Source organism: Streptomyces sp. HP-A2021, assembly GCF_022807935.1.
Taxonomy (GTDB): domain Bacteria; phylum Actinomycetota; class Actinomycetes; order Streptomycetales; family Streptomycetaceae; genus Streptomyces; species Streptomyces afghaniensis.
Map to the genome: position 1 here is coordinate 3085670 of NZ_CP094344.1, position 26892 is coordinate 3112561.

Genomic DNA, 26892 nt, shown 5'->3' on the forward strand with positions numbered 1-26892 from the left:
GCTGTCAGGTTTTCCGGCCATGCTCCTCCTGTCCACGCACTCAGGAGGAGTCTCATGACCGACGATCCCCGTCCGCTGTTCGGCCGCGCCGCGGAGCAGGCCGCCGAACTCATCGCGTCCGTCCGCGCGGAGCAGCTGGACGGCCCCACGCCGTGCACCGAGTTCGACGTGCGCACTCTGCTCAGCCATCTCACCGGCGCGACCCACCGGGTGGCCGTCGTCGCCGAGGGCGGCGACGCGGTCGCGGTACGGCCGTTCGCCGAGGGCGTGCCGGACGACGGCTGGACGGCCGCGTACGACGAGGCCAGGACCCGGGCCGTGAAGGCCTGGGCGGGCGACGACCTGCTGGACGCGGTGGTGCGCCTGCCGTTCGGCGAGATGCCCGGCCGGGCCGCCCTGTCGGCCTACGTCCTGGAGACGGTGACCCACACCTGGGACCTGTCCGAGGCCCTGGGGCATCCGCGCGAACTCGACCCGGAGCTCGCCGAGTTCGCGCTGACGGTCGCCCGGCGCATGCTGCCGGACGAACAGCGCGACGAGAACACGCCGTTCGCCACGGCCCGGCCGGTCCCCGAGGGCGCCGACGTCTACGGCAGGCTGGCGGCCTGGCTGGGGCGCGAGCCCCTCAGCCGAGCCTGACGCGCGCGAGCTGACGGGACTGCGCCACCAGCCGGTCGGCGCTGTCCCACACCTCGGCGTCCTCCTCCAGGAAGCCGCCGGCGAGGTTGCGGGTGGTGATCGACACGCGCAGCGGGCCCGGCGCCGGGCGGCAGCGGACGTGCACGGTCAGCTCGACGGTGGGCACCCAGCCCTTCAGCCCGAGTTCGAAGGCGGTGGGCGGCAGGGCGTCCACCGCCAGCAGCAGCGAGAGCGGGTCGTGGTCCCGGCCGTCCGCGAGTCCGAACCAGGCCCGCATCTCCCCCTTGCCGGACGGCTTTCCGAGGGCCCAGCCCAGGGTCGACGGGTCCAGCTTCAGCATCAGCCGGTCGGCGATGGCCGAGCTGCCGTCGACGGGGGCGGGCCCGTCCTCCGGGCCGAAGCAGTGCTCCAGCGGCGGGATCGCGGGCGGCCTGGCCGTCGTCCGGACGTCGTCGGGCAGGGTGTCCAGGTTGCCGTAGGAGGCGAGGACGCGGATGCGTTCCACCTCGCGGCCCTCGTCGTCGTACTGGAAGAGGGAGGCCTGGCCGGTCGACAGGGTCCGGCCGGTGCGGACGACGTCCGTGCGGACGACCGCAGGGCCGGGCTGGGACGCGGTCAGGTAGTGCGCCGAGATGGTGAAGGGGTCGGCGTGCGGCAGGGTGTCCGCGAGCGCGCGGCCCAGGACGGCCAGCAGATAGCCGCCGTTGACGGCGCTGATGATCGTCCAGCCGGCGGAGAGGTCGATGTCGTAGACGCCGGGCGCGCGTCGGGTGAGCGCGGTGTCGCGGTCGAACTCGCTGTCCCCGATCGTGGCCCGGACGGCCGGGGCGGAGGCTGCTTCTGGCATGGCTGAACAGTACAAGAACTAACTACTAAGCGGTAGCTTTGGTTGGTTCGGGCTTGGGTGAGGACCGGGCAATTTCTCGGTAAGTGTCCACACTCGTCCGTAAACCCGGAAGGCCGTCCTCCCCTCTGAAGAGACATGAGCCTCACCGGGACCCCGTTCCTCTACACGCTGATCGCGCTGTCGGTCGTCGCGCTCGCGCTGCCGCTCGCCCTGTGGTCGCGCGTCCGCGGCCCCCGCGCCCTGCGTGCCGCGACGCGCGCACTGATGCTGCTGTTCGCCCAGGGAACGGCCGTGGCGCTGGTATTCACGCTGGTCAACAACGCCAACAACCTGTACGACAACTGGGCCGACCTGCTCGGCACCGGCGACCACGTGCAGCAGGCGGCCGACCTCGGCGCCGACGGCACTGGAGGCATCGCGCTGAAGCGGCTGCCCAAGGTGCGCCAGACCTTCCGGCCGGCCACCGGGCCCGGCATGCGCGCGGCCGGCGGGGTGCGCGTCACCCAGCTCAAGGGCCGGGTGTCGGGTGTGAACGCCGAGGTCTACGTCTGGCTCCCGCCGCAGTACGACGAACCGGCCTACCGGCACCACAGGTTCCCGGTCGTGGAGCTGCTGCCCGGCTACCCCGGCTCGGCGAAGGCCTGGTTCGGCTCGCTGCACGCGCACGAGCAGCTGGAGCCGCTGATGCGGGACGGGCAGGTCGCCCCGTTCATCCTGGTGGCTCCGCGCACCAATCTGCTGGCCGGGGTGGACACCGGCTGCGCCAACATCCCGGGCACGGTCAACGCCGACACCTGGCTGAGCGTCGACGTGCCGATGATGGTCATGGACAACTTCCGCGCCGAGTCCGCCCCGCGGGGCTGGGCCGTGGCCGGTTACTCGGCCGGGGCGCACTGCGCGGCGAAGCTCGCCGTCGCCCACCCCGACCGCTACCGGGCCGCCGTCAGCCTGTCCGGCTACAACGACCCGATCGGCGAACGCGACTCGCTCGCCGCGCAGACCCCCGCCCTGCGGGCCGATAACAACCCCTACCTGCTGCTGCGCGAGGCGCCCGTCCCGCCGCGCGTCTCGCTCTACCTCTCCGGCCAGCCGCACGACGGCTACGAGGCGGCCGTCGCCCTGGAACAGACCGCGAAGGCCCCGACGACCGTGCACGTCGTGTACATCCCGAAGAGCGCGGGCGGTCACACCATGGCGCTGTGGCGGCCGCAGGTGGTGCCGGCGTTCCGCTGGCTGACGGAGGTGACGGGCCGCGGCCACGTCACGGCAGGACGGGCTGCTCCTCCTCGCTCACCGTCGACCGCCGGTGCCACGCCCGCGGAGCTCGCCAGTGGAACCGCATCGCGAGCAGGCGCAGTACGAAGGCGGTGATCACCGCGAGGGCGCTGGTGAACGGGTTCAGGGCGTCGTAGCGGAGGCACAGCGCGACCAGGGCGGCGCCGACGATCGCCGGGACCGCGTACAGGTCACGGTCCCAGCGCAGCAGCGAGGGCACCTCGTTGGCGAGGACGTCCCGCAGCACACCGCCGCCCACCGCGGTGGTCAGCCCCAGACCGGCGGAGGCGGTCAGGCCCAGCCCGTACTCGTACGCCTTGATCGTGCCGGCGACGCAGAACAGGCCGAGGCCGGCCGCGTCGAAGACGTTCACGGCGACCTGGATGCGCTCCACCTGCGGGTGCAGGAAGAAGACCAGGAGCGTGGCGAGCAGCGGGGTGAGGAAGTACCCCAGGTCCGTGAAGGCGGCGGGCGGTACGGCCCCGATGACCAGGTCACGGAAGAGCCCGCCGCCCAGCGCGGTGACCTCGGCGAGCACGGCGATGCCGAACACGTCGAAGTTCTTGCGCACGGCCAGCAGGGCGCCGGAGATCGCGAAGACGAAGATGCCGATCAGGTCGAGCGTGTGCTGGACGGACGGGCTGAAGAGTTGCTGGAGCACCCGAACATTTTTACCCACGGCCGAGCCCCCGCCCTGATCTGCGAGGGCGGGGGCTCGGGGGGACTCACTTCTCCACGGGGGTGGCGCCGCCGTTGTCCGCGGCGACCTCCTTGGCCGAGGACAGCAGCTTGGTGTCCTGCGGCTGCTGGTCCTCGAAGTTCTCCGGGTGGTGGCAGGCGACGCGCTGCCCGGCCCGCAGCTCCACCAGCGGCGGCTCCGTGGTCTTGCAGATCTCCGTCGCCTTCCAGCACCGGGTGTGGAAGCGGCAGCCGCTCGGCGGGGCGATCGGCGAGGGCACGTCGCCCTTGAGCAGGATGCGCTCGCTCTTGACGCCCCGGCGCTTGGGGTCCGGGATCGGCACGGCCGACAGCAGCGCCTTGGAGTACGGGTGCATCGGCGACTTGTACAGCTTGTCGCGGTCGGCCAGCTCGACGATCTTGCCGAGGTACATCACCGCGATCCGGTCCGAGACGTGCCGGACGACCGACAGGTCGTGCGCGATGATCACGTACGTCAGGCCCAGCTCCTCCTGGAGGTCGTCCAGCAGGTTCACCACCTGGGCCTGGATCGACACGTCCAGCGCGGAGACCGGCTCGTCCGCCACGACCAGCTTGGGGTTGAGTGCGAGCGCGCGGGCGATGCCGATGCGCTGGCGCTGACCGCCGGAGAACTCGTGCGGATAACGGTTGTAGTGCTCGGGGTTGAGGCCGACCACCGACAGCAGCCGCTGGACCTCCTTCTTCACCCCGCCCTCGGGATCGACGCCCTGGAGCCGGAAGGGGGCGCCGACGATGGTGCCGATGGTGTGCCGGGGGTTCAGCGAGGAGTACGGGTCCTGGAAGATCATCTGGACGTCGCGGCGCATCGGGCGCAGCTCGCCGGTCTTCAGGTGCGTGATGTCCCTGCCCTCGAACTCGACCGAGCCACCGGTCGGTTCGAGCAGCCGCGTGATCAGCCGGCCCATGGTGGACTTGCCGCAGCCCGACTCACCGACGACACCGAGCGTCTCGCCCTTGCGGACCTCGAAGTCGATGCCGTCGACGGCGCGCACCGCGCCGGTCTGCCGCTGGAGCAGGCCCTTGCGGATCGGGAAGTGCTTCTGGAGGCCGGTCACCTTCAGCAGGATCTCGCCGTCGGCGGCGGTGTCCTGGGTGAGGGTGCTCCCGCTCGTTTCCGGTGTGCTCACCGCTTTGTCGTCGCTCACAGCTTCGGCGCAATCTCTTCGGTCCAGATACGCTCCCGCTGCTCCTGCGTCATGTGGCAGGCGGCCCAGTGCGAGCCGCCGACCTCGGTCAGCTCGGGGCGGACCGTGCGGGTGACGTTGTCCTTCGGGATGTCCGCGTACGGGCAGCGCGGGTTGAAGGCGCAGCCCGACGGCAGGTTGATGAGGGAGGGCGGCGCGCCCTTGATCGGGATGAGCCGGTCGGTCTCCTCGCGGTCCATACGCGGCATCGAGCCGAGCAGGCCCCAGGTGTAGGGGTGCCGGGGCTCGGAGAACACGTCCTCGGCGGGACCGCGCTCCACGCACCGGCCGCCGTACATGACCAGCAGGTCGTCGGCCATCTCCGCGACCACACCCAGATCGTGGGTGATCATGATGACCGCGGAGCCGAACTCCTTCTGCAGATCGTGGATCAGGTCGAGGATCTGCGCCTGCACGGTGACGTCCAGGGCGGTGGTCGGCTCGTCGGCGATGAGCAGCTCGGGGTTGTTCACCAGCGCCATGGCGATCATGGCGCGCTGGCGCATACCGCCGGAGAACTCGTGCGGGTAACCGTCCACGCGCTTGGCGGGCTCGGGGATGCCGACCCGGTCCAGCATCTCGATCGCCCGCTGCCGGGCCGCCTTCTTGCTGACGTCGTTGTGGACCCGGTACGCCTCGACGATCTGGTGCCCGACCGAGTAGTAGGGGTGCATCGCCGACAGCGGGTCCTGGAAGATCATGGCCATCTTCCGGCCGCGCAGCCGCCGTACCTCGTCGGCGTCGGCCGCGATCAGTTCCTGGCCGTCCAGCCAGACCTCGCCGGAGACGTGAGCGCGCGCCGAGCGGTGCAGGCCCATCACGCCGAGCGAGGTGACGGACTTGCCGGAGCCGGACTCGCCCACGATGCCCAGGGTCTTGCCCTTGCGCACGTCGAAGCTGACGCCGTCCACCGACTTGACCAGACCGTCGTCCGTGTCGAAGTGGATGCGCAGATCGCGGACGGACAGGAACACGTCGTCCGGGACGGACGGGGCGACGGTGTCCGGTTCGCCGAGCGCGGCTTTGTCGAGCTTGCTCACGAGTACCTCACCCGGGGGTCGATGGCGGCGTACACCAGGTCGACGACGAGATTGCAGAAGACGATGAAGAACGCGGCGACCAGGGTCACGCCCATCACGATGGGCAGGTCGTTGTCCTTGATGGCCTGTACCGAGTATGCGCCGATGCCCTGCAGGGAGAACACGGTCTCGGTGAGCACCGCGGTGCCGACGAGGGTGCCGAAGTCCATGCCGAAGATGGTGACGATCGGCGTGAGCGCGGAGCGCAGGCCGTGCTTGGTGACGACCGTGGTCTCCTTCAGGCCCTTGGCCCTGGCCGTTCTGATGTAGTCCTCGCTCATCGTCTCCAGCATGCCCGCCCGGGTGAGCCGGGCGTACAGCGCGGAGAACAGGAAGGCGAGGCTGATCCAGGGAAGCAGCAGGTGCCAGGCCCATTCGGCCGGGTTCTGGGTGAAGGGGACGTAGTCGATGCTGTCCCAGATGGGGATCTCGTAGACGAAGAGCGCGTTCAACACCTGGCCGGTGAAGAAGATCGGGAGTGAGACGCCGGCGAGCGCGATGAACATGGAGATGCGGTCGATCGGCTTGCCCTTGCGCAGCGCCGAGATCACGCCGGTCGTGACACCGCTGATCAGCCAGATCGCCGCCGCACCGACGGCCAGCGAGAAGGAGACCGGGATCCGCTGCTCCAACTGCGGCCACACCTCGATGTGGCTCTTGAAGGAGTACCCGAAGCAGGGTGCGCCGCAGTGCGTCGCCTCGGGACCGAACCGGTAGTCGGCACCCGCCACGAGGCCCTTCAGGAAGTTCCAGAACTGCTCGTAGACGGGCTGATCCAGTCCCAGGTTCTTCTTGATCGCGGCGACGGACTCGGGGTTCGCGTCCTTGCCGACGTACTGGGTGGCCAACTGGTCGGCCGTCTGGCCCCCGAGACGGGGCACCAGGAAGAAGATGGCGAAGGTGACTGCGCTGACCACCAGCAGCAACAGCACCGCGCCCATGACGCGTCGGAGGATGTACGCAGCCACAGCTGTACGGCCCCGGGTGGCCGCGGCGGGATCATCCGCCGCGGCCACCCGGTGCCTTCACCTGCCTTTCGAAGGATCCGGCCTGCTGGTGTTACTTGGAGGAGCTCATCAGCAGGTAGTCGTACATGCCGAGGTAGGCCTGCGTGACCGTGACGTTGGTCGCGGACTGCGGCCGGAGCAGCAGGTTCTTGCGGTAGACGACCGGCACGACCGAGGCGTTGTCGAGCACCATCTTGTCGATCTCGCCCCAGGCCTTGGTCCGGGCCGCGTCGTCGGTGTTGGCGATCGCGTCCGTCAGGGCCTTGTTGATCTTCGGGTCGTCCAGCTCCATCAGGTTGTTGCCGCCCGAGGGCTTGATGGCCGCGCCGTTGACGATCTGGTCGAGGAAGCCGTAGCCGGTCGGCCAGTCGGCACCCCACGCCATCGAGAGCATGCCGAGCTTGTTCTCGTGGACGTAGCTGGGGACACCGGCGAAGTTGGAGAAGTACTTACCGGCCGGGAACTGCTTGATCTCGACGTTGATGCCGATCTTCTTCAGCGACGCCTGGACGGCCGTGGCCTGCGCCACCTCGGCGGGGCGGTCGGAGCGGGCGGTCAGGATCGTGTTGAAGCCGTTCGGCTTGCCGCACGCCTTCAGCTCTTCCTTGGCCTTGGCCGCGTTGCCCTTGTGACCCTCGGTCGCGTAGGTGTCGAACTTGGTGTAGCCGTTGACCGACGGCGGCAGCAGCGTGGTCGCCACGTCACCCTTCGGCGTACCGCCCATGGCGTCCAGCACCGACTGCTTGTCGAGGCCCCACTGCACGGCCTTGCGGCAGTGGATGTTGTCGAACGGGGCGACCTTCAGGTTCAGCGCGATGTACTGCGTGGCGCCGGCGTACGAGCTGTCCGTCTGGCCCGCGTTCTTGCCGGCCAGCACCTTCGGCTGGGTCTGCGGCGCCACACCGGTGCCCGCCGCGTCAGCCGTGATCTTGTTGGAGAGCAGGTCGTTGTCGATCGTGACCTGGTTGACCTTGAACTTGATCGTGACCTTGTCCGGCAGCGCCTTGCGGATCGGGTCCGTCTTCGCGTCCCACTGCGGGTTGCGCACCAGGGTGGCGCCGCGGCCCTCCTCGTAGGACTGGAACTGGTACGGGCCGGAGGACACGATGTTCTGCACGTACTTCGCGCCGTTGTCCTTCGCCTTCGGCACCGGCGCCGTCTGCGAGAACGTGGCCAGGTAGTCGAAGTCGGCGAACGGCTGCTTCAGCTTGAAGACGATCGTCCGGTCGTCCGGCGTCTCGATCGACTTGATGCCCTCGGCGGACTTGTCCTTGTAAGGACCCTGGTACTTGTCGCCGCCCTCCAGGTACGACTTGAAGTACGTCGGGCCGTTGGACAGGGCCTCGGGCGCGAAGTTGGAGCGCTCGATGGCGTACTTCACGTCCTTGGACGTCACCGGGGTGCCGTCCTGGAACTTCACGCCGGCGCGCAGCTTGTACGTCCAGGTCTTGGCGTCCGGGCTGGACTTGCCGAGTCCCTCGGCGAGGTCCGGGACGACCTCCAGGCCTTCCTTGCCCGCCGCCGGTTTGAACGTGGTGAGCGTTCTGCCGTAGAGGCGGGAGAAGTTCTGCACCCAGCCGTAGTACGTGTTGCCCGGGTCGAGGGAGTCGGGCACGTCCGAGTGCTCGTACGTGACCGTCCCGCCCTTCTTGCTCGACGGGTTGACGATCGAGGTCAGCGCGGCGTCCTTCTTGCCGTTGCCTCCGTTCCCGTCGTTGTCGTCACCTCCGCCGCCACATGCGGCAGCGCCCAGCGACAGTGCCAGGACCGACGCAACGCCGGCGGTCACCCTTCTCGTCTTCACCTGAGGAAGCCCCCTCATTCGATGGATCACTTGCTGCGAGGGTCGAGGGCGTCACGCAGCCCGTCACCCAGCAGGTTGAAGGCCAGGACGGTGATGAAGATCGCCAGTCCGGGCACGAACATGTACTGCGGATCAGCCGTGTAGAGATCCACAGCGTTGCTGAGCATGCCGCCCCAGGAGGCCTGCGGCGGAGCGATACCGACACCGAGGAAGCTCAGCGCGGCCTCGAACAGGATGTTCGTCGGGATGATCAGCGTCGAGTAGACGAGGATCGGCGCGACGAGGTTCGGGAGCAGTTCCCGGAACAGGACGTACGGGCCGCGTGCCCCGAGGCTCGTGGCTGCCTCGATGAACTCCCGCTTGCGCAGGGTCATCGTCTGGGCGCGCACGATGCGGCCGATGTACGGCCAGCTGAAGAAGCCGATCACGAAGATCAGCACGCTGATGCGCAGCGACAGGCCGTCGAGACCGAAGAACCCGTCCTGCACGGAAGCCGAGATCGAGATGGCGAACAGGAGCAGCGGGAAGGCGAGGAAGGTGTCCATCAGCCTGCTGATGACACTGTCCACCCAGCCGCCGTAGTACCCGGCGATGACGCCGAGCACGGTGCCGATGCACACGGACAGCAGCGTGGCGCCGCCCGCGACCAGGAGGGAGACCCAGGAGCCGTCGATGATGCGGGCGAGCATGTCCCGGCCGTACTGGGGGTCCACGCCGAGCGGGTGGTCCCAACTCATGCCTCCCCAGCCGCCCTTGGGGGCGAGCAGCGCGGGGTCGATGAGGTCCTGGTTGAACTTGTTGGGATCGAGGTTGAAGATCCACTGGATCGGCTTGGAGAGCACCGCCATCAGCACGAGCAGGATGACGACGACGCCTCCCGCCATCGCCACCTTGTCCCGCTTGAAGCGCATCCAGGCGATCTGAGTGAGCGAGCGCCCTTCGATCTGGCTCTTCTTGACCCCGGAGAGCACGGCCTCGGGCTGTGCTCCGGCTTCCGCCCCGGTGGTCTCGATCGGTGCGGTCACGGTGCGATTGACCCCTCTCGGGCCGGCGATCGCCGAGCCCCTGGCTGCCGCTGTAGCGGTTTGTTTGTCTCGTACACAAGACCGACCCGGCCCGTGTCTTGCGGGGAGTCTTCAACGCTTTGGCGATCTGTTGCCAGACTTGGCGGTGAAAGGATGCGTAAACGTGATGCTGTCTGCGGGGTTCCGTTATCCGGACAGTGGGTAGCGGGGGTCGGACGCGCTGAGACAGGGGCATATTAGGACAGCTCCTCCCTTTTCACCCTTATCTACGCGCGGAGAGCTGAGAGCCGGCCGCGTTTGAAGGTGAGGAAAGAAGGGCTGCCGACGGCCCTCCGGGTGGGTCAGTACCGGCCCTGGACCGGGGGGTAGCCGTAGCCCGAGGCCGGGGCCTGGACAGGGGCGGTGGCGTGGGCCTCGCGGTCGTAGAAGGGGCGGGCGCTCGCGCGCAGCCACATGGCGACCGGGTCGTGCTCGTCGGACATGGCGACGGTCGAGACGGGCAGCCCGTCCGGTACGGCACCGAGGGACTGCTGCATCATCGCGCGCACGGAATCCACGGCCGGCGGCGAGGTGTCGTACACATCCAGTCCGATGGCGAGGTACGGCGCCCCCAGCGCGGGCTGCACCCAGGCCCGGCGCAGCGAGCGGACGGCCGGGGTGCGGTGGGCGTTCTGCGCGAGCAGGGCGTAGAACTGCGGGAGCTCGATGGCCGGTTCGGACAGCCGCAGCGGGCCGGCCGGCTGGCGGTCCAGGCCCGTGGCGATCCGGCGCAGGTCGAGCCAGGGAATGCCGACGCCGCCGCCGGGGGCGTGCGGGTTGAGCCAGAGGCCGTAGTGGTCGGGGTAGAGGGCGCGGGCGACGTCGACTCCGTCGACCACCTCGTAACTGCGGTTCCAGCCGCTGGCCGAGAGCTCCTGGGCGGAGGTCACACAGGGGGCGTAGCCGCAGCCGTCGACCTCCATGTTCCCGTACTGGGCGTCGGGGGAGCCCGCCTGGCCGTGCCAGAGGAGCATCCAGATCTGGCCGGAGTGCGGGGTCGCGAGCGCGCGCAGGAGTGCCTCGTAGGCGTCGTAACGCCCGGGCGTGACCTGGCGCAGCATGTGCTCGACCTGTCCGGCCGCGGCCGTGCCGCTCGCGCTCACCTTTACCGCCCCTTCGTACAACGCCTCGACCGTGACCTAGCTTAAGCCCGTCCGGGGGCTCGGGGATTGGTGCCGGTTCTGCGGCCGCGGGTCGTGGGTGGTCCTCGCGCCCACGCGGCGGAGCCGCATGATGTCACTACCCGCGCCCCGTCAGGGCATTGCCCTACCGCTGGTAGAAGGGACGGACCGTTGTGCGCAGCCAGTCCCCCACCGGGTCCTCCGCCACGTCCAGGAGGACCAGGTTGACCTGCCAGGGGGCCGGGCACCGGGTCACGGCCCGGGACAGGGCCTCCAGGGGGAGGGCCCGCAGGTCGCCTTCCCACTGGGAGAGTTCGACGCCCACGAACATCACCGGGTCCGCCGTCTCGATCGCGGCGAGGCAGCGGCGGGCGGTGAGGACGACCCCGACGGCCTCGAACTCGGCGGAGGCGGCGGCGAGGAAGTCCACCGGGTCGTCCTGCCAGTCGGGCTCGAAGAGGCGGACCCGGCCGCCGCTCGCGGGGCCGTCCAAGGGGGTCCGCCCCGCCCGGCACAGCTCGGCCACGGCGGCAGGCGGGAGCGGTATGCCGACCACACCGCCCGGGTTGACGGCTATCCCGGCGTGCGGGGGCAGGCCGCGGGCGAACTCCACCGCGGGCGCGATGGTGTACGACATGTGGGAGCCGACGACCTGGCGGAACTGCTCCTCGGAGCTGAACACCGGGACGTACGCCTGGCCCTCGATCTCGATGCCGGGCAGATCGAGGGGACCGCTCTGCGGGCCGCCGCCGTTCGGCAGGGGGACCCAGACGAAACTCCGGCCGAGCACCTCGACGATCCGCCCGCCGGCCGACGGCCCGGCGCCGAGGGAGGCCGAGAGCACCTCCTCCAGTTCGTTGCCGGGCCATCCGCCGTGCGGGTGGGTCTGCGTGTGCGCCGGGAAGTCCGCGGAGAAGTCCGCCGGGAAGTCCATCTGCCTACCGCCTGCCTGGAACCACTGCTGTGGCTCAAAAGGCTAGCGGCTCCCCGGCCGCCTGCGGTCAGCCCGTGAAGGCGATCCGGCGCAGGGTGTCCGCCGCGTCCCGGTCCACGAGGATCGCCGAGCCGCAGCCCGCGGGCAGTTCGCCCCGCTCCACGGCGTGCAGCAGGCGGGTGGTCGCCGCGCGGTGGCGCAGGAACGCGTACCGCGAGACACCGCGGCCGCGGTCGCGCTGGCCGGCCAGGGCCTCCTCGGGGGTGACGTCGAGCATGAGCAGATGCAGGGCGCCGCCCCGGCGGCGGGCCTCGCGGGCCAGCCAGCGGCGGACCCAGGCCTGGGTGCCGCAGTCGTGCACGACGACGCCCTCGCCGCTGCGCAGGGCGCGGCGCAGCCCGGCGTAGTGGGCGAGGCGGACGAGCGGGCGGTAGACCCCGTACGGCAGGAAGCGCGGCATGCGGCTGTCCCAGCGGTCGCGGGTGTCCTGGGAGTCGATGCGCCGGCCGGGCACGGTGCGCCGCATCAGCGTGGACTTGCCGCTGCCGGGCAGGCCCGTGACCACGACGAGGTCGCGGGGGCCGAAGAGCAGCGCGTGCGGGCCTCGGCCCTCGCGCTCGCGCAGATCGCGGACGACCGGCACCGGCAGCGGGCCGCAGGCCGCCCGTGCCGCAGCGGCCGGCTGCTCGGGCAGCGCGACGCCCGATGTCGTGGCGTACGCGGTGGTCCTGTTCACCGTGATCGTCCTCCCCTGGGGCCAGGTACTTCAGTCCCATCCCCGCCGAGTGTAAAGAGAAGGTAATGCCCGATGTCTCTGGTTTTAGTCCTCTTCCCGCAACAGCACTGCTACAGGTGGTGCCCCTGCCACCCCGCGACGATGCGTGCAATGATGTGCGCGCCAACTGCATACCGGCCGTTTGAATCCGCGCGGGAGAGTTCCCAGCACCGCTGACGCTGGGGCGCCGAAGGAGCAAGTCCCTCCCTTGAATCTCTCAGGCCCCGTTACCGCGCGGGCGAGGCACATCTGAAAAGCGGGCCGCCGTCCTCGGTGGTCCCACCCAAGGTGCAAGCCATGTCCTGTGTGGCCATGGCGAACCTCTCAGGTTCCGATGACAGATGGGGAGGAACGACCTCGCCCGTCATTGCCCTGGGAGACGACCGACCGTGAGCAGTACAGGAGAACTCCGCCACACCGCGCTCGATGCCCTGCATCGTTCGCTCGGCGCGACGATGACCGACTTCGCCGGCTGGGACATGCCCCTGCGCTACGGCTCCGAGCGCGACGAGCACAACGCCGTGCGCACGAAGGCCGGGCTCTTCGACCTCTCCCACATGGGCGAGATCACCGTCACCGGTCCGCAGGCCGCCGCCCTGCTCGACTTCGCCCTGGTGGGCAACATCGGCGGTGTGAAGCCGGGCCGCGCCCGCTACACCATGATCTGCCGGGCCGACGGCGGCATCCTCGACGACCTGATCGTCTACCGGCTCGCCGAGACCGAGTACCTGGTCGTCGCCAACGCCTCCAACGCCCAGGTGGTCCTGGACGCGCTGGCCGAGCGCGCCGCCGGCTTCGACGCCGAGGTGCGCGACGACCGGGACGCGTACGCGCTGATCGCCGTCCAGGGCCCGGAGTCCCCCGGGATCCTGAAGTCCCTCACCGACGCCGACCTCGACGGGCTGAAGTACTACGCCGGCCTCCCCGGCACGGTCGCCGGGGTCCCGGCCCTGATCGCCCGCACCGGCTACACCGGCGAGGACGGCTTCGAGCTGTTCGTGAAGCCGGAGCACGCGGTCGAGCTGTGGCAGGCCCTGACCAAGGCCGGCGAGGGCGCCGGACTGGTCCCGTGCGGGCTGTCCTGCCGCGACACGCTGCGCCTGGAGGCGGGCATGCCGCTGTACGGGCACGAGCTGAGCACCTCCCTGACGCCCTTCGACGCCGGGCTGGGCCGGGTGGTGAAGTTCGAGAAGGAGGGCGACTTCGTGGGGCGCGACGCCCTGCGGGAGGCCGCCGCCCGCGCCGAGCAGAACCCGCCCCGCGTACTGGTCGGGCTCGTCGCCGAGGGCCGCCGGGTCCCGCGCGCCGGGTACGCGGTGGTCGCCGGCGGCGAGGTGATCGGCGAGGTCACCTCCGGCGCCCCCTCCCCCACGCTCGGCAAGCCGATCGCGATGGCCTACGTCGACGCCGCGCACGCCGCTCCCGGCACGCCCGGCGTGGCCGTGGACATCCGGGGCAGTCACGAACCGTACGAGGTCGTGGCGCTGCCGTTCTACAAGCGCCAGAAGTAGACACTGGCCGTCGGGCCGCACCGGCGGTCCCGGGCACGTCACTGCGCTCACCAGCAGTCCCCTTCATCAGCACTCCCGCGCGTACAGGAGAATCCAGGCCATGAGCAACCCCCAGCAGCTGCGTTACAGCAAGGAGCACGAGTGGCTGTCGGCCGCCGAGGACGGCGTCTCGACGGTCGGCATCACGGAGCACGCGGCCAACGCGCTCGGCGACGTGGTCTTCGTCCAGCTCCCCGAGGTCGGTGACACCGTGTCCGCGGGCGAGACCTGCGGCGAACTGGAGTCGACCAAGTCGGTGTCCGACCTCTACTCCCCCGTCTCCGGTGAGGTCACCGAGGTCAACGAGGACGTCGTGAACGACCCGTCGCTGGTGAACTCGGCCCCCTTCGAGGGCGGCTGGCTGTTCAAGGTGCGGGTCGCCGAGGAGCCGGGCGACCTGCTCTCCGCCGACGAGTACACCGCGTTCTCCGCCGGCTGAGGAGTCGTAGCCGTATGTCCGTCCTGAACACCCCCCTGCACGAGCTCGACCCGGCCGTGGCCGCCGCGGTCGACGCCGAGCTGCACCGGCAGCAGTCCACGCTCGAGATGATCGCCTCGGAGAACTTCGCTCCGGTCGCGGTCATGGAGGCGCAGGGCTCGGTCCTCACCAACAAGTACGCCGAGGGCTACCCGGGCCGCCGCTACTACGGCGGCTGCGAGCACGTCGACGTGGTCGAGCAGATCGCGATCGACCGCGTCAAGGAGCTGTTCGGCGCCGAGCACGCCAACGTGCAGCCGCACTCGGGCGCCCAGGCCAACGCCGCCGCGATGTTCGCGCTGCTCAAGCCGGGCGACACCATCATGGGTCTGAACCTCGCGCACGGCGGGCACCTGACCCACGGCATGAAGATCAACTTCTCCGGCAAGCTCTACGACGTCGTCGCCTACCACGTGGGCGAGGACGGCCGGGTCGACATGGCCGAGGTGGAGCGGCTCGCCAAGGAGTCCAAGCCGAAGCTGATCGTGGCCGGCTGGTCGGCCTACCCGCGGCAGCTGGACTTCGCCGCGTTCCGCCGGATCGCGGACGAGGTCGGCGCGTACCTGATGGTCGACATGGCGCACTTCGCCGGGCTCGTCGCGGCGGGGCTGCACCCGAACCCCGTGCCGCACGCGCACGTGGTGACCACGACCACCCACAAGACGCTGGGCGGCCCGCGCGGCGGTGTGATCCTCTCCACGGCCGAACTCGCCAAGAAGATCAACTCCGCTGTCTTCCCCGGTCAGCAGGGCGGTCCGCTGGAGCACGTGATCGCCGCCAAGGCCGTCGCGTTCAAGGTCGCGGCCTCGGAGGACTTCAAGGAGCGCCAGCGCCGTACGCTGGAGGGTGCCCGCATCCTGGCCGAGCGTCTGGTGAAGGACGACGTCCGGGCCGTGGGTGTGGACGTCCTGTCCGGCGGCACGGACGTGCACCTGGTCCTGGTCGACCTGCGCCACTCGGAGCTGGACGGCCGGCAGGCCGAGGACCGCCTCCACGAGGTGGGCATCACGGTCAACCGGAACGCGATCCCGGACGACCCGCGCCCGCCGATGGTGACGTCCGGTCTGCGAATCGGCACGCCGGCCCTGGCGACCCGGGGCTTCACGGCCGAGGACTTCGCGGAGGTCGCGGACGTCATCGCCGAGGCGCTGAAGCCGTCCTACGACGCCGAAGCCCTCAAGGCCCGGGTGAAGGCCCTGGCCGACAAGCACCCGCTGTACCCGGGTCAGACCGCATAACGAAGAAACCTTTCAGGGCGCCCCGTTCCGCGTGGGGCGGGGCGCCCTGTCCCCCTGCACCACCCCTTGCACCACCCCCGTAGTCAGGAGTCCCCGTGGCCATCTCGGTCTTCGACCTGTTCTCGATCGGCATCGGCCCGTCCAGCTCCCACACCGTCGGCCCGATGCGCGCGGCCCGGATGTTCGCCCGGCGGCTGCGCAACGAGGAGCTGCTCGCCCCGACCGCGAAGGTCCGCGCGGAGCTGTACGGCTCGCTCGGCGCCACCGGCCACGGCCACGGCACGCCCAAGGCGGTGCTGCTCGGCCTGGAGGGCGACTCGCCGCGCACGGTGGACGTGGAGACGGCCGACGAACGGGTGGAGACCATCAAGGCCGGCGGCCGGCTGAACCTGCTGGGCGAGCACCGGATCGCGTTCTCCTACGACGACGACATGGTCCTGCACCGCCGCAAGGCCCTGCCGTACCACGCCAACGGCATGACTCTCTGGGCGTACGACGCCTCGGGCGCGGAGCTGCTGACGAAGACGTACTACTCGGTCGGCGGCGGCTTCGTCGTCGACGAGGACGCGGTCGGCGCGGACCGCATCAAGCTCGACGACACCGTGCTGAAGTACCCCTTCCGCACGGGCGACGAGCTGCTGCGCATGGCCCAGGAGACCGGCCTGTCCATCTCGGCGCTGATGCTGGAGAACGAGCGGGCCTGGCGCACCGAGGAGGAGATCCGCGAGGGCCTGCTGGAGATCTGGCGCGTCATGGAGGCGTGCGTGGCACGCGGCATGTCCCGCGAGGGCATCCTGCCGGGCGGTCTCAAGGTACGCCGCCGGGCCGCGAACACCGCCCGCAAACTGCGCTCCGAGGGCGACCCGAAGGCGCTCGCCATGGAGTGGATCACCCTCTACGCGATGGCGGTCAACGAGGAGAACGCGGCCGGGGGCCGGGTCGTCACCGCACCGACGAACGGCGCGGCCGGCATCATCCCGGCCGTCCTGCACTACTACATGAACTTCGTGCCCGGCGCCGACGAGGAGGGCGTGGTCCGCTTCCTGCTCGCCGCGGGCGCGATCGGCATGCTCTTCAAGGAGAACGCGTCCATCTCCGGCGCCGAGGTCGGCTGCCAGGGCGAGGTCGGCTCCGCCTGCTCCATGGCGGCGGGCGCGCTGGCCGAGGTCCTCGGCGGCTCGCCGGAACAGGTCGAGAACGCCGCCGAGATCGGCATGGAACACAACCTCGGCCTGACCTGCGACCCGGTCGGCGGCCTGGTCCAGATCCCGTGCATCGAGCGCAACGGCATGGCCGCGGTGAAGGCCGTCACGGCCGCGCGCATGGCGATGCGCGGCGACGGCTCCCACAAGGTGTCCCTGGACAAGGTCATCAAGACGATGAAGGACACCGGCGCGGACATGTCGGTGAAGTACAAGGAGACGGCGCGGGGCGGGCTGGCGGTCAACATCATCGAGTGCTGACGGTCTCCTGGCCGTGGCCGGCGCAGAGCTCACGACCAGCGCGAGTTGGGGATTTCCAGGTCAGCCCACAGCGGCCCGTGCCATGGTGGGTAGGCACCAACTCCCCTCCCCCACCAGCACTTCAGGGAGCCCCCCATGCTGCGCGGCATCGACGTGAGCGCCTACCAGTCCAGCTCCTACGACACCGACGGCCTCTCCTTCGTCTTCGTCAAGGCGACGGAGGGGCGTTCCTACGTCAACCCCAGACTCGCCGCCCAGACGAAGCGGGCCCGCGACGCTGGTCTGGTCGTCGGCTTCTACCACTTCCTGTGGCCCGGCAACCTCACCGCCCAGGCCGAGTACTTCCTCGCCAAGGCCCCGGACCGGCCGGGGGACATCCTCGCCGTCGACTGGGAGACGACCAGCGACGGGACGCACGCGAGCAACGCGGAGAAGGACCTGTTCATCCGGAAGCTGAAGGATTTGCGGCCGGACAACCAGGTCATCCTCTACGCGAACCGCCACTTCTGGCTGAACATCGACACGACGTCCTACGCGGGCGACGCCCTGTGGATCGCCGACTACGTCAGCGCGGGCAAGCCCCGCATCAAGGCCAAATGGCGATTCCACCAGTACACCGACGACCCGCTGGACAAGAACGTGGCGGACTTCGAGAGCAAGGCGGCGCTGCGGAGGTGGGCGACGGACACCTAGGCGGACACGTCTAGGGCGGGTCCGCCTAGCCGCTGAACTCCGGCGTGCGTTCCGGGGATGCCTCCGCCAGGGCCTTGGTGACCGCCTCGACGCCGCCGCGCAGGCCGTAGACCGGGGTGTCGGGCTGCTGGCGCCAGGAGTCGTCGAGGCCGCCGGCGTCGACGGTGTCGAAGCCGAGTTCGTCGATCAGGTCGCGTACCTTGCGCTTGGCCGCCTCGTCGTCGCCGGCCACCGGGAGGGCGATGCGGTCGGGGTCGCCGGCCGGGAGCGGCCGGTCCAGGATGTCCTGGGCGTACGTGCCGTTGAAGGCCTTGATCACGGGGTGGCCGAGCTGCCGCTCGGTCCAGCGGCTCTCGGTGAGGCCCTCGTCCTCGATCGCGGCGATCCTGCCGTCCCGCTGGCGGGGGTAGTAGTTGCCGGTGTCGATGACCGCGACGCCGTCGGCCGCCTCGTCGAACAGGCCGGACGGCAGGTCCGGGACCGCCATCAGCGGAATGGTGACGACGACGATCTCGGCGCCCCGCGGTGCCTCCTCGACCGTCACGGGTGTCGCGCCGGTCTCCTCCGCGAGGGCCGTGAGCGTGTGCGGGCCGCGGGAGTTGGCGACGTACACGCCGTGACCGAGGGCGGTGAGCCGCCGGGTCAGATTGCCGCCGATGTTGCCCGCTCCGATGATGCCGATCTTCATGTCCTCGCCTCGCCCTTCCAGGGGGTCAGGAGTTCCTGGCCAGCTTCGTGATCAGGGTCAACCTGCCGGGCGGAGCGGCTATTCCGGCTTCCGGGAAGGTGCGAACGGGTCCTCCAGTTCCCCCCGCACCACCTCCGCCGCCCCCTCCGCGTCCCCGTCCGCCACCGCCCGGACGAGTGCCTCGTGTGCCTCGTCACCGGTGTCCGGGTCGTCGGCGCGCAGGCCGGTCAGGGACAGCAGCTCGATCAGGCCCTCGCGCAGGACGGGGCTGAACTCGGCGAACAGGTCGGCGAGCACCGGGTTGTGGGCGGCGGCGATCACGGCCGCGTGGAAGGCGATGTCCGCGTCGACGAAGGCGGCGTCGTCGGCCGCACCGGCGGCGCGGCGGCCCTCCAGCGCGGCCCGGAGCGCCGTGACGTCCTCGGGGGTGCGGCGGCGCGCGGCGAGCCGGGCCGCGTGCACCTCGACCGCCATCCGGACCTCGTAGACGTCGGTCACGGCGGCCCGGCGCAGCCGGGTCGGCCAGTCCTCGACCGGCTCGGTCGCGATGACGAAGACGCCGGCGCCCTGGCGGGGCCGGACCAGCCCGGCTCCGGCGAGCGCGCGCAGCGCCTCGCGGACGGTGGAGCGGCCCACGCCCAGTTCCTTCGCCAGCGTCGTCTCACCGGGCAGCCGGGTGCCGACCGGCCAGACGCCGTCGGCGATCTGCTCGCGCAGCCGGGCGGCGGCCTGCTCGACCAGAGGGCTGGGACGGACGGCGGCTAGCGGCATCTGGTTCACCAACTTGTCTGAGGAGTGGGAGGTTTCCACTTGTCTGAGGACCTGAGTGGTGGATAGCGTACTGCGCATGATCTTCCGCAGTCTTCTTCTCGGCTGCCGCGGCGGGGCCTGACGCGACCGGCACCCCGCCGCGGGGCGCCGTGCTGCCGGTCACCGTCCGACCGAGCCGGAAGGCCACAGCCGACGATGACCACCACCCCTGCCCCGGTCTGGAACCCCCAGCGCCCGGGCCCCATGCCCTTCCACCGCTACCGCCCCTTCCAGGAGCGCGTGCACGTGCCCGCCGCGGACCGCGACTGGCCCGCCGCCCGGATCGAGCGCGCTCCCCTCTGGGTCCCCGTCGACCTGCGCGACGGCAACCAGGCCCTCGCCGAACCGATGGACACGCCCCGCAAACGCCGCTTCTTCGACCTGCTGACCGGCATGGGCTTCAAGGAGATCGAGGTCGGCTACCCCTCGGCGAGCCGCACCGACTTCGACTTCGTACGGCACCTGGCGACCTCCGGTGCCGTACCGGACGATGTCACGCCGGTCGTGTTCACCCCCGCCCGCCAGGACCTGATCGACCGCACCTTCGAGGCGATCGAGGGGCTGCCGAGGGCCGTCGTGCATCTGTACATCGCGACCTCGCCGGTGTGGCGGGACGTCGTCCTGGGGCGGGACCGGGCCGAGGTGTGGCGGACCGTGCGGGAGGCCGCCGAGCACATGGCCCGCCGGGCGGACCGGGCCTCGTACGTCCGCTTCCAGTTCTCCCCGGAGACCTTCAACCTGACCGAGCCCGACTTCGTCCTGGAACTGTGCGACGGGCTGACCGAACTGTGGGACGCGAGCCCGGACCGGCCGGTCACCCACAACCTCCCGGCGACCGTGGAGATCGCGACGCCGAACGTCTACGCCGACCAGATCGAGTACATCCACCGCCACCTGTCCCGGCGCGACAGCGTGATCCTCTCCGTGCACCCGCACAACGACCGCGGCACCGGCGTCGCCTGCGCCGAACTGGCCGTGCTGGCCGGTGCCCAGCGCGTCGAGGGCTGCCTGTTCGGCAACGGGGAGCGCACCGGCAACGTCGACCTGGTGACCCTGGCGCTGAACCTGTACGCCCAGGGCGTCGACCCGATGATCGACTTCCGGGACATCGACACCGTCAGGGAGACGGTCGAGCACTGCAACCGGCTGCCGGTACACCCGCGCCACCCGTACGCCGGGGAGCTCGTCCACACCGCCTTCTCGGGCACCCACCAGGACGCGATCAGCAAGGGACTGGCCCGGCACGCCGACCGGGCCCGGGAACTGGGGGTGCCGGAGCGGCAGGCACCCTGGTCGGTGCCGTACCTGCCGATCGACCCGGCCGACGTGGGCCGCTCCTACGAGGCGGTGATCCGCGTGAACTCGCAGTCGGGCAAGGGCGGCATGGCCTATCTGCTGCGCACCCACCACGGCGTCGACCTGCCCGCGCGCATGCGGCCGGACTTCTCCCGGGCCGTGCAGGAGGCGACGGACGACAGCGGGCGGGAGATGACGGCGAAGGAGCTGTACGCGCTGTTCCGGGCGGCGTACCTGGTGGCGGACGGGGAGGTGGCGCTGGAGGCCTGGTCCGTGCACCGGGACGAGGACGGCGGCCATCGCTTCGTGTGCACGCTGCGCACCGGTGACCGCACCGGCGACTACGAGGGCACCGGCGGCGGCCCGCTCTCGGCGTTCGTCGACGCGCTGGCCGGCGCCGGGATCACCGTGGACGTCCTCGACTTCTGCGAGCAGGCCGGCGACGAGGGCACGGATGCCTTCGCCGAGTGCCGTGTCCGCGGCAGGACGTGCTGGGGCGCGGGCCGGGACTCCTCGTCCCTGGGCGCCTCGGTGCAGGCGGTGCTGTCCGCGGTGAACAGGGCGCTGCGGTGACGCCGGTCGTCCTGCGCGCCGAGGACGTCCACGTCGTACGCGACGGCCGGCCGATCCTGGCGGAGGTGTCGCTGACCGTCCGGGCCGGTGAGCACTGGGCGCTGCTCGGCGCGAACGGCGCGGGCAAGTCGACCCTGCTCGGCCTGCTCGGCGCGCTCGTCCACCCGACCCGGGGCTCCGTGGAGGTGCTGGGCCACCGGCTGGGCCGGGTCGACGTGCGGGAGCTGCGCGCGCACGTCGGGCACGTCGACCCGCGGCATCCGCTCACCTCGCCGCTGCGGGTACAGGACGTCGTCCTGACCGGCCTGACCAACTCGGTGGAGCCGCTGCCCCGGTGGCGTCCGGAGCCGGAGCAGCGGGAGCGGGCGGAGCGGCTGATCCGGACGCTGGGGCTGGCCGAGCACCGTGAGGCGCGCTGGCCGACGCTGTCCCAGGGGCAGCGCGGCCGGACCCTGATCGCCCGGGCGCTGATGCCTGAGCCGCGGCTGCTGCTCCTCGACGAACCGGCCACCGGCCTGGACCTGCCGGGCCGGGAGCAGCTGATGGAGGCGCTCGGAAAGCTGCGCCGGGAGCATCCGCGCCTGGCGACGGTCCTGGTCACCCACCACCTGGAGGAGCTGCCGGCGCACACCACGCACGCCCTGCTGCTGCGCGAGGGGCGGCCGCTGGCGGGCGGCCCGGTCACCGGGGTGCTGACCGCCGACCAGCTCGGCAAGTGCTTCGACCTGCCGCTGGCCCTGGAGCGGCACGACGGCCGCTGGAGCGTACGCACGGCTCGGCGGGCATGACGAGGGGCCCGGTCCGTCCGCGGACGGACCGGGCCCCACACCTCGCGGCACCTGAGCGCCGCCGTCACTTGTTCAGGTAGGCCCAGAACTCGTCGAAGCTCAGCTTCTTGTCGCCGTCGAGGTCGCGGGTCTTGATGACGACCTCGGCGACCGACTCGGTGACGTTCCAGTCGCCGGACCGGGCCAGGGCGGTCTTGAACTCGGCAGCGGTGATGAATCCGTCACCGTCCGTATCGATCCGCTCGAACTGCTTGCGTGCTTCCTCGATGTCCGCCACCGGTCCGCCCCTACTCTCGTGTTCTGGGTCTTGCTGACGCAGGTCAGATTAACTGCCCGTATGTTCCTCCAGCGCGGCGACCACCCAGGCGAACTCCTCGTCGTAGGTCGGCTGGGGGTCGAGGCCGTTGACGATGGCCTGCAGTTCGCGGTAGCGGGCGATCCGTACGTTGGAGGCGGCCGTGAGGCGTTCGAGTACGGCGGTCCGGTCGGTGTCGCCGAGCAGGTCCCTCAGCACATCGTCGGCCTCCGGCGCCTCGGGGGCGATGCCTCGCTGCCGTGCCTGCGCCGCGAGCTGAACGAGCCGGCTCATGAACCACAGGGACGAACCGGCCGGGACGTCCGGCCCCCGGTCCGCCGCGTTGAACTCGATCATCTGCCGCATCTGCGCGCGGAAGCCGGGGTCCTGGATCAGCTCGGCGATCTCCACCCAGGCGTCCACCTGCTCGGGCGTGGGGTCGTCGGGCAGCTGTGCCGCCGCGAAGCGCAGCCTGCGCCGGATGTCCGGGTCGGCCGTGTCGATCCCCTCGAAGATCTCCGCCATGAAGTCCTCGACGATCCGCCGCCGTTCGGCCGCCGACAGCCGTGCCAGTCTGTTCATCAGGGTCATCTCCTCCGCGTCGGAACCCCGCTTCGCGACCGTCGACAACACCGCACGCGTCACCTGCAGCGACCGGATCTGCGCGTCCAGTGCGACCACGTGCGCCGCGGCGACCTGCGCGACGGTCGTCTCCCCGGCCAGCACCCGGCGGACGTCCGCCAGCCCGAGGCCGAGTTCGCGCAGGGTCCGGATCAGCTCCAGACGTGCCACGGACTCGGCGTCGTACAGCCGGTAACCGCCCGCTGACCGGGTCACCGGGGGCAGCGCGCCCTCGTCGGACCAGTACCTGATGGTGCGCACGGTCAGTCCGGTGACCCGGGCCAGTTCGCCGATGGTGAGCAGTCCGGTGCCGTCGTCGATCATGTCTGCGAGTCTGGGCCTTCCAGCGGGTGGAGACTCAAGCCCCCGCTCAGTGCCAGGGCTCGTAGTGCGGGTTGCTCTCGCACTCGCTCATGATCTCGGTCCTGGTCCGCTTGTCGACCGGGCAGACGCCGACGATGTAGTCGCGGGCGATGCCGCCGGGGAAGGCGACCTCCTGCTGGTCGGCCCACTTGTGGGTGTCACCGATGGTCTTGTTGACGTCGACACCGCCGGGGGCGTCGACGTAGTAGTTGAAGGCGGACTTCCACTTCTTGAACAGATCGTGGTCGTACGTGGTCGACACATACGGGGAGGGCTGGTTGACCAGGACGTACTTCTCCAGGTCGTACTGGCCGTTCACCACGTCCTTGGGGTGGAAGCCCTGCTCGAAGACGACGGACGGGCCGCGGCCGTCGGCGCGGTAGAGGGTGCCGCAACTGGTGCGCCAGGACGGGTCGGGAGTGATGCGGGCGACCTGGACCCGGCGGTCGGCGGCGGCCTTGATCTTGTCGTCGAACTGGACGGGACAGGCGGCAGGACCGGGGGCGGCGACCGTGGCGGCCGTTGCCGCGGAAGCCGTGGAAGCCGCGGGAGCCCGGCCGGGCGTGGCGGCCGTGGTCGTGAGGACGGTCGCGAGACAGAGGGCGGCGGCAGCGGTGCGCCGCCGGATGCTGGTGGTGATCACGAGGGGCACGATCGCGGGTCCGCGGCGCCGGGCCGGGGACCCTCACCCGATCAGGGGCGTGTCAACTGCCCCTCGGTGGACGGCGGATGACCGTCACCGGAAGATGCCCGTGTGACCGAGCGAGTAGCGGCCGGGCTGCGGGTAGACCGCGAGGCCGTGCGGGCCGCTGCCGACCGGGATGCGGGCGAGCTGGGTGCCGGTGCGGGTGTCGATGGCGTACACCTCGCCGTCGTAGCGGCCGGACAGCCACAGCACCTTGCCGTCGGCGGAGACACCGCCCATGTCGGGGCTGCCGCCGTCGGGCAGCTGCCACTTCTTGGTCAGCTTGTCCTGCGTGAAGTCGAAGACGGAGATCGTGCCCTCGCCGCGGTTGGACACGTACATCTCCCGCGAGTCCCGGCCGACGTACAGGCCGTGGCAGCCCTTGCCGGTGGGCATCAGGGTGGGCTCGGTGAACTTGTCGCCGTCCAGGACCCACATGCCGTGGGCCATCATGTCGGCGATGTAGAACCTCTTGCCGTCGGGTGAGATCTTCACGTCCTGCGGCATGGCGCCCTCGAACGGCAGCCGCTGCTGTCCGACGACCTTCATCTTCTCGGTGTCGACCTTGAGCAGTTCGCCGCTGAACTCGCAGGAGACGATGAAGTAGCGGCCGTCGAGGGAGAAGTCGGCGTGGTTGACGCCGTAGCAGGAGACCGGGACCGTCTTCCTGCGTTCCATGGTGTGCGGGTCGCGGAAGACCAGTTCGCGGTCGAGGGAGGCCATGACGACGGCGTACTTGCCGTTGGGCGTGAAGTAGAGGTTGTACGGGTCGTGGACCTCCACCTCCTTGCCCGCCTTGCCGGTCTTCGGGTCGATCGGGGTGAGGGTGTGGCCGCGGTTGTTGTTGACCCAGAGCGTCTTGAGGTCCCAGGAGGGGACGACGTGCTGCGGCTGCCGGCCCACGGGGATCGTCTCGATGATCTCGTACGTCTTCGGGTCGATGACGGAGACCGTGTCGGACTCGGTGTTGGGGACGTAGACCCGGGACGGGAAGTCCTTGACCACGGGCGACAGTTTGTTCGGGCGGTCGGCCGCGTACACGTCCTCGGGGTCCAGGACGGGCGGCATTCCGGGCAGCCCCTGGACGGGCTTCTTCTCGCGCGGCGCGGGTACGGCGGCCTTGGTGCCGCGTGCCTCGGGGGTCCGTTCCCCGTCCTGCGTGCCGCAGGCGGCGAGGCAGGCGAGGGCGGCGCCCACGACGAGGGCGCTCTTGACAAGGTGGCGGTGCATTGCACCATTTAAGGTCCGCTTCACGGGGAAACCGGTGATTCGCCCGATCGGCGGCCAGGCGAGCTGTCGCAGGTCACGCCCCTCGTCGAGCCCGGCCGGTGGCGGTCCTCAGCGGTCGTTGACCCGCATCTCGAACCACGTGGTCTTACCCCGGGGCAGCAGATCGACCCCCCAGCGGTCGGCCAGCTTGTCGACGAGGAACAGGCCCCGGCCGCTGATGTCCAGCTCCTGGACCGGCATCAGACAGGGCAGCCCGCGGGACGGGTCACGGACCTCGACGCGGATCCAGCCGCGGCGCCGGTGCAGACTCAGCCCGAAGATCCGGGCGCCGGTGTGGCGTACGGCATTGCCCACCAACTCGGAGACGAGCAGCACCGCGTCCTCGGTGATCTTGGGGGTGAGCCCCCAGTGGCGCAGGACCACGACCTGGGTCAGTCGTCTGGCGGTGGCCGCGGACTCGGGGCGGGACGGCAGTGGAACCTCTGCCTCCGTCGGATTGCCGTACAACTCCAGCGCCTTCAGCGCGCGTTCGTCCTCGACGGTCGGCGACCAGCGCGCCGCGGCCGCATGTGCGTGTCCCCGCGGCTGTTCCATACCCTCCAGCCCCGCCATGCCCCCCATCATGGCCGCCCGGAGCGGGCTTGGGGGCCGTTCCCGGGGAAAACGCCCCCGGGAGCGGGGTGCAAACAGGCGAGCCGACGGCATATGTCAAAGGCACTTCGAAATCACTCACAGCGCTCTGACCTGCGCCGACGGCCCGTTTCGCGGCAATCGACGGAGACGCGCGACCGGACACGCTTAAGGCTGCCTTAAGGCTGGCATAAACCGCCCCATCGAGGGACGCGGATCAGACGCCGCGTCAATTGCAAGCCCCAGGAGGGGGATCAGAGGAACTTCGCCTTGCCCGGCCCCTCCTCCACGAAGCTGCGCATGCCGCGCTCGCGGTCCTCGGTGGCGAACAGGCCCGCGAACCAGTTCCGTTCGATCGCCAGGCCCGTGTCGATGTCCGTCTCCAGGCCCGTGTCGACCGCCTCCTTGGCGGCGCGCAGGGCGAGGGCCGGGCCCTGCGCCAGCTTCGCGGCCCAGGCGTGCGCCTGCGCGTACACCTCGTCGGCCGGCACGACCCGGTCGACCAGGCCGATCTCCTTCGCCTCGTCGGCCTTCACCATCCGGCCGGTGAAGATGAGGTCCTTGGCCTTGGAGGGGCCGACCAGGCGGGCCAGGCGCTGGGTGCCGCCCGCGCCGGGGATCAGGCCGAGCAGGATCTCCGGCTGGCCGAGCTTGGCGTTCTCGCCGGCGATGCGGAAGTCCGCGCACAGCGCGAGTTCACAGCCGCCGCCGAGCGCGTAGCCGGTCACGGCCGCGACGACCGGCTTGGGGATCCGGGCCACCGCCGTGAACGAGTCCTGCAGGGCGCGGGCGCGCAGGACCATCGCCGTGTGGTCCATCGCCTGCATCTCCTTGATGTCCGCGCCGGCCGCGAACACCTTCTCGCCGCCGTAGACCACCACGGCCCGCACGTCCTCGCGGCGCGCGGCCTCCTCGGCGAGTTCCTTCAGCCGGTCCTGCGTGGCGATGTCCAGCGCGTTCATGGGCGGGCGGTCGAGACGGAGCGTGCCGACGCCTTCAGCGACTTCGAGAGAGACGGTCATAGGCAGCAGGTTAACGGGGA

At 70.5% G+C, this 26892-nt stretch carries 27 protein-coding genes and 1 riboswitch; of the genes, 9 read left to right on the forward strand and 18 right to left on the reverse strand.

Going from position 1 to position 26892, the window contains the following annotated elements:
- Window positions 1-54: 54 nt before the first annotated feature.
- Complete coding sequence (locus tag MQE23_RS13875; RefSeq protein WP_020276697.1) at window positions 55-639, forward strand: TIGR03086 family metal-binding protein; 585 nt, start codon at window positions 55-57, stop codon at window positions 637-639.
- Here MQE23_RS13875 and MQE23_RS13880 read toward each other — a convergent pair.
- A complete protein-coding gene (locus MQE23_RS13880; RefSeq protein WP_020276698.1) occupies window positions 626-1486 on the reverse strand; it encodes a thioesterase family protein in 861 nt (286 codons plus the stop codon). The genes MQE23_RS13875 and MQE23_RS13880 overlap by 14 nt on opposite strands.
- Before the next feature lie 135 nt (window positions 1487-1621).
- On the opposite strand from MQE23_RS13880, the gene MQE23_RS13885 reads away from it, so the two are divergent.
- Window positions 1622-2857 (forward strand): alpha/beta hydrolase-fold protein, encoded by a 1236-nt coding sequence (locus MQE23_RS13885; protein WP_020276699.1) that lies wholly within the window; start codon window positions 1622-1624, stop codon window positions 2855-2857.
- Here MQE23_RS13885 and MQE23_RS13890 read toward each other — a convergent pair.
- The 9 genes from MQE23_RS13890 to MQE23_RS13930 form a co-directional block, all read right to left on the reverse strand.
- Window positions 2748-3422, reverse strand: a complete 675-nt coding sequence (locus MQE23_RS13890) for a trimeric intracellular cation channel family protein (protein WP_082320062.1) — start codon at window positions 3420-3422, stop codon at window positions 2748-2750. The genes MQE23_RS13885 and MQE23_RS13890 overlap by 110 nt on opposite strands.
- 64 nt (window positions 3423-3486) lie before the next feature.
- The gene (locus MQE23_RS13895) at window positions 3487-4608 is read right to left on the reverse strand and encodes a dipeptide ABC transporter ATP-binding protein (protein ID WP_243379299.1); all 1122 of its coding nucleotides are present in this window, start codon (window positions 4606-4608) and stop codon (window positions 3487-3489) included.
- A 14-nt stretch (window positions 4609-4622) separates the two neighbouring features.
- Window positions 4623-5705: an ABC transporter ATP-binding protein gene (locus MQE23_RS13900; RefSeq protein ID WP_020276701.1), complete on the reverse strand. Its 1083-nt coding sequence runs from the start codon at window positions 5703-5705 to the stop codon at window positions 4623-4625.
- Window positions 5702-6712 carry an ABC transporter permease gene (locus MQE23_RS13905; RefSeq protein WP_037673243.1) on the reverse strand — a complete coding sequence of 337 codons (1011 nt, stop codon included), beginning with the start codon at window positions 6710-6712 and terminating at the stop codon, window positions 5702-5704. Before MQE23_RS13905 ends, MQE23_RS13900 begins: the two co-directional genes overlap by 4 nt.
- Window positions 6713-6803: 91 nt before the next feature.
- Window positions 6804-8573 (reverse strand): ABC transporter substrate-binding protein, encoded by a 1770-nt coding sequence (locus MQE23_RS13910; RefSeq protein ID WP_243379300.1) that lies wholly within the window; start codon window positions 8571-8573, stop codon window positions 6804-6806.
- Between the two features lie 8 nt (window positions 8574-8581).
- Window positions 8582-9580 carry an ABC transporter permease gene (locus MQE23_RS13915; RefSeq protein WP_020276704.1) on the reverse strand — a complete coding sequence of 333 codons (999 nt, stop codon included), beginning with the start codon at window positions 9578-9580 and terminating at the stop codon, window positions 8582-8584.
- 341 nt (window positions 9581-9921) lie between these two features.
- Window positions 9922-10722, reverse strand: a complete 801-nt coding sequence (locus MQE23_RS13920) for an enhanced serine sensitivity protein SseB C-terminal domain-containing protein (RefSeq protein WP_020276705.1) — start codon at window positions 10720-10722, stop codon at window positions 9922-9924.
- A 163-nt stretch (window positions 10723-10885) separates the two neighbouring features.
- Window positions 10886-11674 (reverse strand): enhanced serine sensitivity protein SseB, encoded by a 789-nt coding sequence (locus MQE23_RS13925; RefSeq protein ID WP_020276706.1) that lies wholly within the window; start codon window positions 11672-11674, stop codon window positions 10886-10888.
- Between the two features lie 67 nt (window positions 11675-11741).
- Window positions 11742-12410 carry an AAA family ATPase gene (locus MQE23_RS13930; RefSeq protein ID WP_020276707.1) on the reverse strand — a complete coding sequence of 223 codons (669 nt, stop codon included), beginning with the start codon at window positions 12408-12410 and terminating at the stop codon, window positions 11742-11744.
- 182 nt (window positions 12411-12592) lie between these two features.
- Window positions 12593-12692: riboswitch (glycine riboswitch) on the forward strand.
- A 146-nt stretch (window positions 12693-12838) separates the two neighbouring features.
- Here MQE23_RS13930 and gcvT point away from each other — a divergent pair.
- The 5 genes from gcvT to MQE23_RS13955 all read left to right on the forward strand — a co-directional run bounded on the left by gcvT (window position 12839) and on the right by MQE23_RS13955 (window position 17871).
- Entirely contained in the window at window positions 12839-13960 is a 1122-nt protein-coding gene (gcvT, locus tag MQE23_RS13935; RefSeq protein ID WP_243379301.1) for a glycine cleavage system aminomethyltransferase GcvT, read from the forward strand.
- Between the two features lie 100 nt (window positions 13961-14060).
- Window positions 14061-14438: a glycine cleavage system protein GcvH gene (gcvH, locus tag MQE23_RS13940; protein WP_020276709.1), complete on the forward strand. Its 378-nt coding sequence runs from the start codon at window positions 14061-14063 to the stop codon at window positions 14436-14438.
- Between the two features lie 14 nt (window positions 14439-14452).
- Window positions 14453-15715: a serine hydroxymethyltransferase gene (gene glyA, locus MQE23_RS13945; RefSeq protein WP_020276710.1), complete on the forward strand. Its 1263-nt coding sequence runs from the start codon at window positions 14453-14455 to the stop codon at window positions 15713-15715.
- Window positions 15716-15810: 95 nt separating this feature from the next.
- The gene (locus tag MQE23_RS13950; protein ID WP_020276711.1) at window positions 15811-17178 is read left to right on the forward strand and encodes an L-serine ammonia-lyase; all 1368 of its coding nucleotides are present in this window, start codon (window positions 15811-15813) and stop codon (window positions 17176-17178) included.
- A 135-nt stretch (window positions 17179-17313) separates the two neighbouring features.
- Window positions 17314-17871 (forward strand): GH25 family lysozyme, encoded by a 558-nt coding sequence (locus MQE23_RS13955; protein ID WP_020276712.1) that lies wholly within the window; start codon window positions 17314-17316, stop codon window positions 17869-17871.
- Window positions 17872-17896: 25 nt separating this feature from the next.
- On the opposite strand, the gene MQE23_RS13960 is transcribed toward MQE23_RS13955, so the two are convergent.
- Both MQE23_RS13960 and MQE23_RS13965 read right to left on the reverse strand, forming a co-directional pair.
- Window positions 17897-18559, reverse strand: a complete 663-nt coding sequence (locus tag MQE23_RS13960) for an NAD(P)-binding domain-containing protein (protein ID WP_243379302.1) — start codon at window positions 18557-18559, stop codon at window positions 17897-17899.
- A 78-nt stretch (window positions 18560-18637) separates the two neighbouring features.
- Window positions 18638-19330 carry an FCD domain-containing protein gene (locus MQE23_RS13965; protein WP_037673249.1) on the reverse strand — a complete coding sequence of 231 codons (693 nt, stop codon included), beginning with the start codon at window positions 19328-19330 and terminating at the stop codon, window positions 18638-18640.
- 195 nt (window positions 19331-19525) lie between these two features.
- Here MQE23_RS13965 and MQE23_RS13970 point away from each other — a divergent pair, with 195 nt between their 5' ends.
- Window positions 19526-21238: a 2-isopropylmalate synthase gene (locus tag MQE23_RS13970; RefSeq protein ID WP_243379303.1), complete on the forward strand. Its 1713-nt coding sequence runs from the start codon at window positions 19526-19528 to the stop codon at window positions 21236-21238.
- Window positions 21235-22026 (forward strand): ATP-binding cassette domain-containing protein, encoded by a 792-nt coding sequence (locus MQE23_RS13975; protein ID WP_020271013.1) that lies wholly within the window; start codon window positions 21235-21237, stop codon window positions 22024-22026. Before MQE23_RS13970 ends, MQE23_RS13975 begins: the two co-directional genes overlap by 4 nt.
- A gap of 64 nt (window positions 22027-22090) precedes the next feature.
- On the opposite strand, the gene MQE23_RS13980 is transcribed toward MQE23_RS13975, so the two are convergent.
- From MQE23_RS13980 to MQE23_RS14005, 6 genes are all read right to left on the reverse strand, one after another.
- A complete protein-coding gene (locus MQE23_RS13980) occupies window positions 22091-22303 on the reverse strand; it encodes an EF-hand domain-containing protein (protein ID WP_020271014.1) in 213 nt (70 codons plus the stop codon).
- A 48-nt stretch (window positions 22304-22351) separates the two neighbouring features.
- Window positions 22352-23266 (reverse strand): MerR family transcriptional regulator, encoded by a 915-nt coding sequence (locus MQE23_RS13985; protein ID WP_020271015.1) that lies wholly within the window; start codon window positions 23264-23266, stop codon window positions 22352-22354.
- Window positions 23267-23312: 46 nt separating this feature from the next.
- Window positions 23313-23948 carry an ADP-ribosyltransferase gene (locus MQE23_RS13990; protein WP_020271016.1) on the reverse strand — a complete coding sequence of 212 codons (636 nt, stop codon included), beginning with the start codon at window positions 23946-23948 and terminating at the stop codon, window positions 23313-23315.
- A 93-nt stretch (window positions 23949-24041) separates the two neighbouring features.
- Window positions 24042-25220: a YncE family protein gene (locus tag MQE23_RS13995; protein WP_243379304.1), complete on the reverse strand. Its 1179-nt coding sequence runs from the start codon at window positions 25218-25220 to the stop codon at window positions 24042-24044.
- 108 nt (window positions 25221-25328) lie between these two features.
- Window positions 25329-25832: an ATP-binding protein gene (locus MQE23_RS14000; RefSeq protein WP_037667854.1), complete on the reverse strand. Its 504-nt coding sequence runs from the start codon at window positions 25830-25832 to the stop codon at window positions 25329-25331.
- Window positions 25833-26104: 272 nt separating this feature from the next.
- Window positions 26105-26872, reverse strand: a complete 768-nt coding sequence (locus MQE23_RS14005) for an enoyl-CoA hydratase-related protein (RefSeq protein WP_243379305.1) — start codon at window positions 26870-26872, stop codon at window positions 26105-26107.
- Between the last annotated feature and the right edge of the window lie 20 nt (window positions 26873-26892).